Source organism: Bacteroidota bacterium, from assembly GCA_034723125.1.
Classification (GTDB): domain Bacteria; phylum Bacteroidota; class Bacteroidia; order CAILMK01; family JAAYUY01; genus JAYEOP01.
Map to the genome: position 1 here is coordinate 3,890 of JAYEOP010000226.1, position 9,490 is coordinate 13,379.

Here is a 9,490-nt window from a genome sequence, read left to right on the forward strand (position 1 = left end):
TTACTTTTTCCTCTGCGTTTCTGCGACTCTGCGTTTAAACAAATAACCAATCGTAAAAATATTATTCTTTCATTCTAATAATATTCGCTCCAATATTATTCAATCTTTTTTCAATTTGTTCGTAGCCTCTGTCAATTTGTTCAATGTTATGAATGTAGCTTGTTCCTTCTGCAGAAAGAGCGGCAAGCAGTAAAGCAACCCCTGCTCTAATATCAGGAGAACGCATTTTAATTCCTTTTAAAGGATATTTTTTTTCCGAGCCTATTATTGTTGCTCTATGAGGATCGCAAAGAATTATTTGAGCTCCCATATCAATGAGATTATCAACAAAAAACAAACGGCTTTCAAACATTTTTTGATGAATAAGAACATTGCCTTTCGCAAGAGAAGCAACAACAATTGCAATGCTTATCAGATCGGGAGAAAAGCCCGGCCATGGTGCGTCATAAATTGTTGGAATAGTTCCATCAATCTGTGTTTCAATTTCATAAATCCTTTGCTCGGGAATAATTATTTTATCATCATTAAAAGCGAAGCTTACACCAAGTTTTTTAAAAACATTAGGAATTATTCCAAGTTCTTCTTTTCTTGCATTATTAATCACAAGCTCTGAGCCTGTCATTGCCGCAAGCCCAATAAAACTACCTATTTCAATCATGTCCGATAGGCATGTATGCTCACAACCACCAAGTGAATCAACACCTTCAATTATTAGTTTGTTGGTTCCTATATTGGAAATTTTAGCACCCATTGAATTCAGCATTTTACACAATTGCTGAACATAAGGCTCGCAAGCAGCGTTGTAAATTGTAGTTTGCCCTTTTGCTAAAACGGCTGCCATTACAATATTCGCAGTACCTGTAACTGATGGCTCATCAAGATGAAGATATTTCCCTTTGAGTTTATTGGCAGTAATTTTAAAAAAACCTGATTGGCTGTCATAATTAAACTTTGCACCTAATTCCTGAAAGCCAAGTAAATGTGTATCCAATTTTCGTCTTCCGATTTTATCTCCTCCGGGTTTCGACAAAATCATTTCTTTGTAACGTGCAAGTATAGGTCCTATCAACATTACAGAACCTCTGATGTTTCTACTTAATTTTACAAAATCATCCGACCTTACATTATCAATATTTACATCATTAGCTTGAAATTCGTAAGAATTCTTTTTTAAACGTTTTACTTTTACACCAAGCATTTTCAATAAATCAATTTGCCTAAAAATATCTTTAATTTCAGGTAAATTATTAATAACGACTTTGTCATCAGTCAGTAAAACAGCAGCAATAACCTGCAAAGCTTCGTTTTTTGCCCCTTGAGGCTGTATTTCGCCTTTTAATTTTACAGGACCATTTATTTTGAATACGTCCATTTTTATTAGTATTTATTTTTATTACGCCTTTTCTTTTTATAATTATTTGATTTTTTCTTGCCAAATTTTCTTGATGGCTTAAATTTAGCTGCTTCCGGCATTACATCAAGTAATATTTTCCCATTCGATAATTCTTTAAGATGTCCGATAATAACCTCATCCGCAACAGAATCATTGTTCCATGATTGGTAAGCTGTTCTCATGTAATTGGCAATAGAATTTATGATTTTATTTTTCATTTCTTCATCTTCAAGCTCTGTTACCTTTTTAATAATTAGCTCTACATTTTCACCATAAAAATGATACTTATGATGTCTTTTTGAATAGCTTAGAAGTTTTTTGTCTTTGTACTCAAATGGTTTTTCTTTTCTTTCAGGTTTTGGAAATGGTGAATCAATATCCAATTTATAATCTGACATAATATACAAATGTTCCCATAATTTTTGCATGTACTCAGGTTGATTTTTGGACTGACTTCCCAAGCTCATCATTATGTCAATTATAGAATAAGCAATTTTTGTTCTATCTTCTTTATCTTCAACTTTTAATGCAATATCTATTAGTAAATGAACATTCCTACCGTATTCAGGTAATATAAGTGGGGCTTTCTCTGTGTTATAATTCATAAAAAATACTTATTTTCTAAAGGGGGTTCTATAAATACATTTCTTTTTGTTCTCATTTATTTTATATGGAATTTCATTTCCAATACAAGCAATAAAACGCTATTAACAATTTTTTAATATCTATGCTAAATTATTAAGGATTACAAATCTACGCAAAATTTTATTATTGGATTAAGGTTAAAAATAATTTCTGCAAATTAATATTCTTAGTCAATAATTTTCATTTTTGCAAATTTTAACAATATCGTTTTTTGTCCAAAATCAGGGAAAAAAATTGTTGCTTTTTTATTATTTAAATTCCCTTCAATATTTAAAATTTTCCCTTTACCAAATCTGCTATGTTCAATTTGCATACCTACTTGCACATTTAACATGTCCTGTGCTCTAAAATTAGAAGGAAGATTCGGTTCTACTTTTTTTATAAATTTTGTTCTTCTTACTGGCTTAGGTACGACTTGCTTTTGCGGAATAGCTCTCTGGGGAGTAGTAACTATTGTTTCATAATCTAAATATTTGCTTTCTATTTCTTCAATAAACCTACTTGGTTCATTAAAAGACATGTTTCCCCATTGAAATCTTGACTCTGCAAATGATAAAAATAGTTTTTGTTCTGCTCTGGTTAAAGCCACATAAAAAAGTCGTCTTTCTTCTTCAATATCTTCTCTGGTATCCAAAGCCATTTGTGAGGGAAAAAGTGTTTCTTCCATCCCAACAACAAAAACCACAGGAAATTCAAGTCCTTTAGCAGAATGAATAGTCATTAAAGGTACATAATTATCCGAATCAGCTTTGGTATCTGCATCGGTTAGCAAAGAAACTTCTTGTAAAAATGTGCCTAAACCATTATCTTCAATATCCTCTCTTATTGAAAATTCCTTTATTGCAGTTAATAATGTTTGCAAGTTTTCATACCTTGATTTGTTTTCAATATCCTCATCTTCATACAGCAATTTCTGAATACCTGTTTCTTTTACGATTTTTGAAACTGCTTCAAAAGCATTTTTTTGTTCTATTTCTATTATAAAAGATTTGATTAACATTGTAAAATCCCGAATTGCATTTTTTACTCTAGCACTCAAAGGAGAATCGTCTATGTTGCATGCTACATCCCAAAGTGAAACATTATTTTCGTTTGCCCAAACAGATAATTTAACAAGAGTAGTAGCTCCAATTCCTCTTTTAGGATAATTTATTATTCGTCTTATTGCTTCTTCATCTTTTGTGTTAAGTGCTAATCTGCAATAAGCTAATACATCTTTTATTTCTTTTCTTTGATAAAATGAAATTCCACCGATTATCCTATAAGGAATTCTTAGTCTTCGTAGTGATTCTTCAAAAGCTCTTGATTGTGCATTTGTACGATAAAGTATTGCAAAATCTTTGGGTTGAAAATTTTTATTTTTTAGTTCATTAAAAATAATATGTACTACCTTTTCTCCTTCATTATTTTCAGAGTTTGCTTTTAAAAGTTTTATTTTGTTACCCTCTAAATTTGATGTCCACAATTTTTTTTCAAGCTGATATTTATTTTTCTTAATAACATTATCAGAGGCGGAAACAATCATTTTTGTCGATCTGTAATTTTGCTCCAGCTTAAATATTTTTAGTTCGGGATAATCCTTTTCAAAGTTCAGAATATTTTTAATATTTGCTCCCCTGAAAGAATAAATACTTTGAGCATCATCACCTACTACACTAATATTTCTGTTTGATGCAGATATTTTTTTAATAATTAAATATTGAACAAGGTTAGTATCTTGAAATTCATCAACAAGTACATATTTAAAAAATTGTTGATATTTATTTAAAACATCAGGAAAAGTATCAAGTAAGTCATGAGTTTTTACCAATAAATCATCAAAATCCATGGCACCTGCCTTAAAACATCTTTTTGCATATTCAACATAAATTTCTCCTAATTTAGGTTTTCCTGTTGAAATATTTTCAGCATTTATTTCTTCATCTTCAAAATACTTTATTGGTTTAATAAAGTTGTTTTTTGCATTTGATATTACGTTATAAACAAATGAAGCTTTATACAATTTTGCATCTAATTGTTTTTCTTTAACTATTGTTTTTATCAGTTTTTTGGAGTCCTCTGTATCATAAATTGTAAAATTTACCGGATATTTTATTTTCTCAGCTTCACGTCTTAAAATTCGTGCAAAAACAGAATGGAAAGTTCCCATCCACAAGTTTTTTGCTTCAGTGCCAATCATCGCTTGAATTCTTTCACGCATTTCGCTTGCCGCTTTATTTGTAAAAGTTAAAGCTAAAATTTTAAAGGGGTCAATATTGTTATGTACAAGATATGCAATACGAGTTGTAAGAACACGTGTTTTTCCTGAGCCGGCACCTGCAATGATTAGTGATGGTCCGTTAATGTGTTGAACAGCTTTTCTTTGTGCTTCATTAAGTTCAGAAAGAATGTTTTCCAAAATTATAGATGTGTTTAATTATTCAGTAAAAATTATTTTTGTCAAAAAAAAACCCCTTGAATTTACAATCATGGTAATAAAATTTTGACTGTAAAATTAATAATATTTTTACAGAAATGCAATTTGAATTTAATTATTATGAAAAAATAGCAGACTATTCGGAAATAATAATTCTTTTAGGAAAAGATTCAATAAATTAACTTCTTCTCTCTTTGATTCTGGCACTTTTACCACTTAATTTACGGAGATAGAAAATCTTTGCTCTACGAACTTTTCCTCTTTTCTTTATTTCAATTTTCTCAATTTTTGGTGAGTTTATTGGGAAAATTCTTTCAACTCCAATACCGCCTGAAATTTTTCTTACTGTAAAAGTTTTTACTTCTTTTTCACCTTTTTTTTGCAATACAATTCCCTGAAAAGGTTGGGTTCTTTCTTTTTCACCTTCAATAATTTTGTAATAAACAATTATTGTATCTCCTGCATTAAATTCAGGCAGGTCTGTTCTTGTACTTTCTTTTTGCACTTCTCTTATTAGCTCGTTCATTTTAACTCTATTTAGCGGTTTTAAAATGGAGTGCAAATATAAATAATCTTATTCTTCAAACAACCTTTTATTTGATTATTTTTTTTGATTGTCAAATTTTCACTAAAACCCTATTAAAAAATCCATTACAGCTTATTATAAATATCAGGTCTTTGCTTTTTTGTTTTTTCCAATGCTTTTTGATATCTCCATTCTTCAATTTTTTTATGATCTCCCGAAAGTAAAACATCAGGAACATTCATATCTCTAAATTTTTCGGGTCTTGTGTAAACAGGTGCATCAAGCAACTCCCCTTGAAAAGAATCAAGCAGAGCCGAGCTTTCATTAGAAAGTACTCCGGGTATCAAGCGGATAATAGCATCGGATAGTACTGCTGCTGCAAGCTCGCCTCCTGATAGCACATAATCTCCTATTGAAATTTCTTTGGTTACAAAATTATCTCTTATTCGCTGATCAATCCCTTTGTATCTTCCACATAGTAAAGCAATATTTTTGTTTAGCGATAACTCATTAGCAATTGATTGCTCAAATTTTTTCCCATCAGGTGTTAAAAAAATTATTTCATCAAGCTTTACTTCCTTTTGAATATCTTCAAGGCATTTTACAATTGGTTCAATACGCATTACCATCCCTGCTCCACCGCCAAATGCATAGTCATCAACCTCTTTTCTTATTCCACTTTTTATCCCATATTCTCTAAAATTATAAAGAGATATTTTAACCAATTTTTTATCAACCGCCCTTTTAATTATTGAATCATTAAAAAATCCGTCAAACATTTGTGGGAATATGGTTAAAATGTGGATATGCATTTTGTCAGTCTAATAAATTTTGTAACGAAATTAGCAAATATTTTAAAAACAGGATTTTTTAGCAAGTCTCTTAAGGGAGAACCTCCCTTTAATTATTTCCCATCCACATAATCCTGCAAATAACTAAATTTTTCTTTTAATTTCCCGTTTTCAGCAATTGTAGCATTTTGTAAAATTTCATGATGAGGATCTTTTAGATAAAGTGGGATTAGTTTGTTTAACATCACACTTCCAAACATAATTGATGCATCTCGTGGTAATTCATTCGGAAGATTATCAACAGTCATCATGTCAATACTCTTTTTTGTAAAAGCATCACATTCTTGCATTTTATCAGCATCAAAACCATAATAAGGATTTGCAATTGTAGTAGCTTTAATTGTTATTGGAACTGAACCGTTAATATCGCAAGATACATCAGAAATAACTTTTATATTAAAATTTTTGGCTGTAACATCCTCTTTGGTAAAAAGCCTTGGAGCATCAATATCCCAATACATACCATTTATTAAAATATCCGTTTTAGAAAGGTATTTTTCAAATTTACTTTCATAGTCTTTAGGATTATCAAAAAAGTGCTGAAATTCAAAAGCCTTACCTTCTTTATGTTTATTTATTTCGTCAACATCAATTTGAAGATAAACCGCTTCATCAAATTTTTTTGTTAAAAATTCTTCTGAACTAACTCTTTTTATTTTTGCTTTATCAAGAACTAAAATACAACCATTAGAAACTTTACCTGTTCCAGTAACAATAATTCTTGCTTTTCCAAAGTTTGCATTTTCATATTGTTTAATCATTTCGTTATAGTCATAGCATTCAACAGCTCTTTTAAAATCATAAGCTCCTGTTTTCTTTCCCCACATAAGCAATGCATAGTGAGTACCCACAATTCCTGCATATTTGCCAAAACCAATTAATCTTATTCCATTTTCATCAACAATAATTTCATAGTCAATTAATCGAATATTTTTTTTTAACACTGTTTTTAACAAATTCCGGTTATATAGTTGTTTTTTAAATGTATGCGAAAAAAACATATAATCTTTTCCTTCAATTAAATGCTCTATGGGGACTTCTTTAACTCCCAGTAAAAGCTGACAATCACTAACATTCTCTACAACATTCAACTTTAGATTTCTATATTCTTCATCTTTAAAACATCTTGCCTTTGATGATTCAATATTAATAATTAATTCATTATTTGTTGCTGTTAATTGGCTAAGCTGAATCGGTGTTAATGCTACTCTTGAATCCGGTGGATTTTTTCTTTCTTTAATTAACCCTATTTTACATTTTTCCATAAAAGTTTATTTGTAAATCTTTTTATAGTGAATTTAAAGTGTTAAAAAATTGAATTACAAATAAAAATAAAGTATTTTGATATTTTTGATTTTTGTATAACAAAATTTAATTGCAAGGAAATATTTCAATTTTAAAGCAATGAAATAGTTAAAATCCCTTTTGATGTCCATGCAAAACCGAAAGTAAAATACGGGAATTGCCAAGCTTTTTCTGTTTCCACATCAGAACTTCTGTATTTGAATTTCAGCTTATCACAACAAACACCTTGCATTTCTTTTGTCCATGCAAATCCGTATCCTCTAAAAGGAAATTTTAATTTTTTAATCCTTTCTGCTTTTTTAATTTTTAATTCAAATTCATTACCGTTTATAGTTCCTGCCATTTTCTTTTCCCAGCAATATCCGTATCCGAAATAAGGAAAGCTATATTTTTTTGCCATACCAACTTGATTTGTTGTTAATTCAACAAATAGTTTGTTGTTGTTACCTTTCATTTTTTTTACCCACCCAAAACCATAACTACGATAGGGATAGCTGAATTCTTTATACTTCCCGACATCTGTGGTTAGCACTTCGATATTAATTTCACCATTGTTTTCTTTTACAAGCTTAACAATTTCTTCATAATTATTTTTCGAGTTTTTCTTTGCTTTTCTTTCTGTTGGCAATGAGTATTCAAGAGGGATATTGCAAGTAGGACACTTTTCAAGCCAGTCAACATATTCACATTTACAATTTGGGCAAAACATACAATCTGGTTATTATTTCAACAAATCTTCATTTTTTTTAAAGCACTAATCTACAAATATAAATTGATTCAATTTAAATAATTTTTTTTAAATATCGTTATCTTTTTTTATTAAAGGTATATTTATTGTATCTTTGTGGCGAAAAAAATAGTTCTTTATTTTATTGGGGCCGACTGGATTTGACAGGTTAGGAATGGAAGTTGTAAGCATGTCGGGTAATGTGGACAATCCCGTAAATCTTTTTCACACAATAATAATTGACAATAACAATTATTCTATAGCTGCGTAGTCAAGGACTATCTAGCTATTCTTCTTGAATCATTTTTTCCGTTAATGATTCAGCATAGAAGATCGAATCAATGGAATACGTTTGTTGAGGTTCCGACAACAAATCGACAATTTAAGGTTCTTTGAGTAAATTTTGGTAAGCATTTGACCTAATTTACTTGAGTACAACAAAATGCTAAACATGTAGAAAATAAGTTTTGTACTCTCTCTGGACGGGAGTTCGAATCTCCCCGGCTCCACTAATATTTTTCTTAAAAGCCCCCAATATTAATGCAATTTTAAGTATTTTTGCTTCATTTATATTAATCTTGTTTTAAAAAATTTTAAATATGCAATAATGAAGATTTTCTCTTTTAACATAAAAATATTATTGCTGATTTTTTTTACTTTATCCGTTGTTAAAACAAATGCACAACAAGATTATCGTTTGAAGGTATTGTTAAAATTACAAAGCCTTGAAAATTTAAACATTAAAGGAATAAAGATTGAAATAAATCAAAGAAATGGCAATAGTAATGAAATTGTGTATTCAACAGACACTTTAGATAATTATATTTCCCTTGAACTTGATAAAGAATATACTATACATTTCTCTCATCCAAAATATTATTCAAAATCCATAGAAATAGATACCAGAGTTCCTAAAAAAAAGAAAACTCAAAATTTTATGTTTGAAATTGAAGTTGCTTTTGATAAAAACTGTGAAAATAATCCTCGCTTTGCAAAAATTATTGACGTAGCTATTGGTAGATTAGATTATAACCGTAACAAAAATAATTTCTATTACGATAATAGATACACCTTTAAAATGGGTGAAAAATATGAGACTCTTAAAAAGCTAAGATGCAAAATTGCTAAGGAAATAGAGAAAAATAAACGTAAAACTGAAAAACTTGCAAAACGAAATGCGGACATTGCTAAGATGAAAGAATTACAGGCAGAACAGGAAAAATTGCTTGCACAACAATCACTAATCATTAATCCTGAAAAGAAAGTTGTATCAAAAAGTAGCAAAAAAAAGCCTAAAGAAAAAGTTGCTACTGTAAAAAAACAACCTAAAAAAATTGTTTTTGATAAAAATCAAAAGGAAATTCATATTTTCCCCAAACATGGCTGGCCTTCGGAACTTGCGAATTCAATACTTGAAGAAAATTATAAGCCAAAAACAATTGGAACCTATACCTATGACCTGAGAAAAGGAAGAAAAGATTTTTTTGTTAGCGATGCTGATGAATTAAGAAAAGCTTTTCCTGATGAATTCAACAAGGCTTTTGATAATTGGGATTATATTGTGAAAACAAATACTAATTACAAAAATAAATAAAGGGAGGTTCTGTAAATAGTGGCTATAAGAAAA

8 protein-coding genes and 1 other RNA gene are annotated in these 9,490 nt (G+C 29.7%); 2 read left to right on the forward strand and 7 right to left on the reverse strand.

Features of this window, described 5'->3' with window-relative positions; translation table 11 throughout:
• Positions 1–61: 61 nt before the first annotated feature.
• The 7 genes from murA to U9R42_06405 form a co-directional block, all read right to left on the reverse strand.
• Positions 62–1,372: a UDP-N-acetylglucosamine 1-carboxyvinyltransferase gene (gene murA / locus U9R42_06375; GenBank protein MEA3495646.1), complete on the reverse strand. Its 1,311-nt coding sequence runs from the start codon at positions 1,370–1,372 to the stop codon at positions 62–64.
• 5 nt (positions 1,373–1,377) lie between these two features.
• Positions 1,378–1,998: a DUF4290 domain-containing protein gene (locus U9R42_06380; protein MEA3495647.1), complete on the reverse strand. Its 621-nt coding sequence runs from the start codon at positions 1,996–1,998 to the stop codon at positions 1,378–1,380.
• 206 nt (positions 1,999–2,204) lie between these two features.
• Positions 2,205–4,439, reverse strand: a complete 2,235-nt coding sequence (locus tag U9R42_06385; GenBank protein ID MEA3495648.1) for a UvrD-helicase domain-containing protein — start codon at positions 4,437–4,439, stop codon at positions 2,205–2,207.
• Between the two features lie 193 nt (positions 4,440–4,632).
• Entirely contained in the window at positions 4,633–4,980 is a 348-nt protein-coding gene (rplS, locus tag U9R42_06390; protein MEA3495649.1) for a 50S ribosomal protein L19, read from the reverse strand.
• Positions 4,981–5,105: 125 nt separating this feature from the next.
• On the reverse strand, positions 5,106–5,792 hold the full coding sequence (gene trmD, locus U9R42_06395) for a tRNA (guanosine(37)-N1)-methyltransferase TrmD (protein MEA3495650.1): 687 nt from the start codon (positions 5,790–5,792) through the stop codon (positions 5,106–5,108).
• A gap of 92 nt (positions 5,793–5,884) precedes the next feature.
• The gene (locus tag U9R42_06400) at positions 5,885–7,096 is read right to left on the reverse strand and encodes an NAD(P)-dependent oxidoreductase (protein MEA3495651.1); all 1,212 of its coding nucleotides are present in this window, start codon (positions 7,094–7,096) and stop codon (positions 5,885–5,887) included.
• A 131-nt stretch (positions 7,097–7,227) separates the two neighbouring features.
• A complete protein-coding gene (locus U9R42_06405; GenBank protein ID MEA3495652.1) occupies positions 7,228–7,845 on the reverse strand; it encodes a hypothetical protein in 618 nt (205 codons plus the stop codon).
• Between the two features lie 165 nt (positions 7,846–8,010).
• Here U9R42_06405 and ssrA point away from each other — a divergent pair.
• Positions 8,011–8,375: a transfer-messenger RNA gene (gene ssrA / locus U9R42_06410) on the forward strand.
• Between the two features lie 95 nt (positions 8,376–8,470).
• On the forward strand, positions 8,471–9,457 hold the full coding sequence (locus U9R42_06415) for a hypothetical protein (GenBank protein ID MEA3495653.1): 987 nt from the start codon (positions 8,471–8,473) through the stop codon (positions 9,455–9,457).
• Positions 9,458–9,490: the final 33 nt, after the last annotated feature.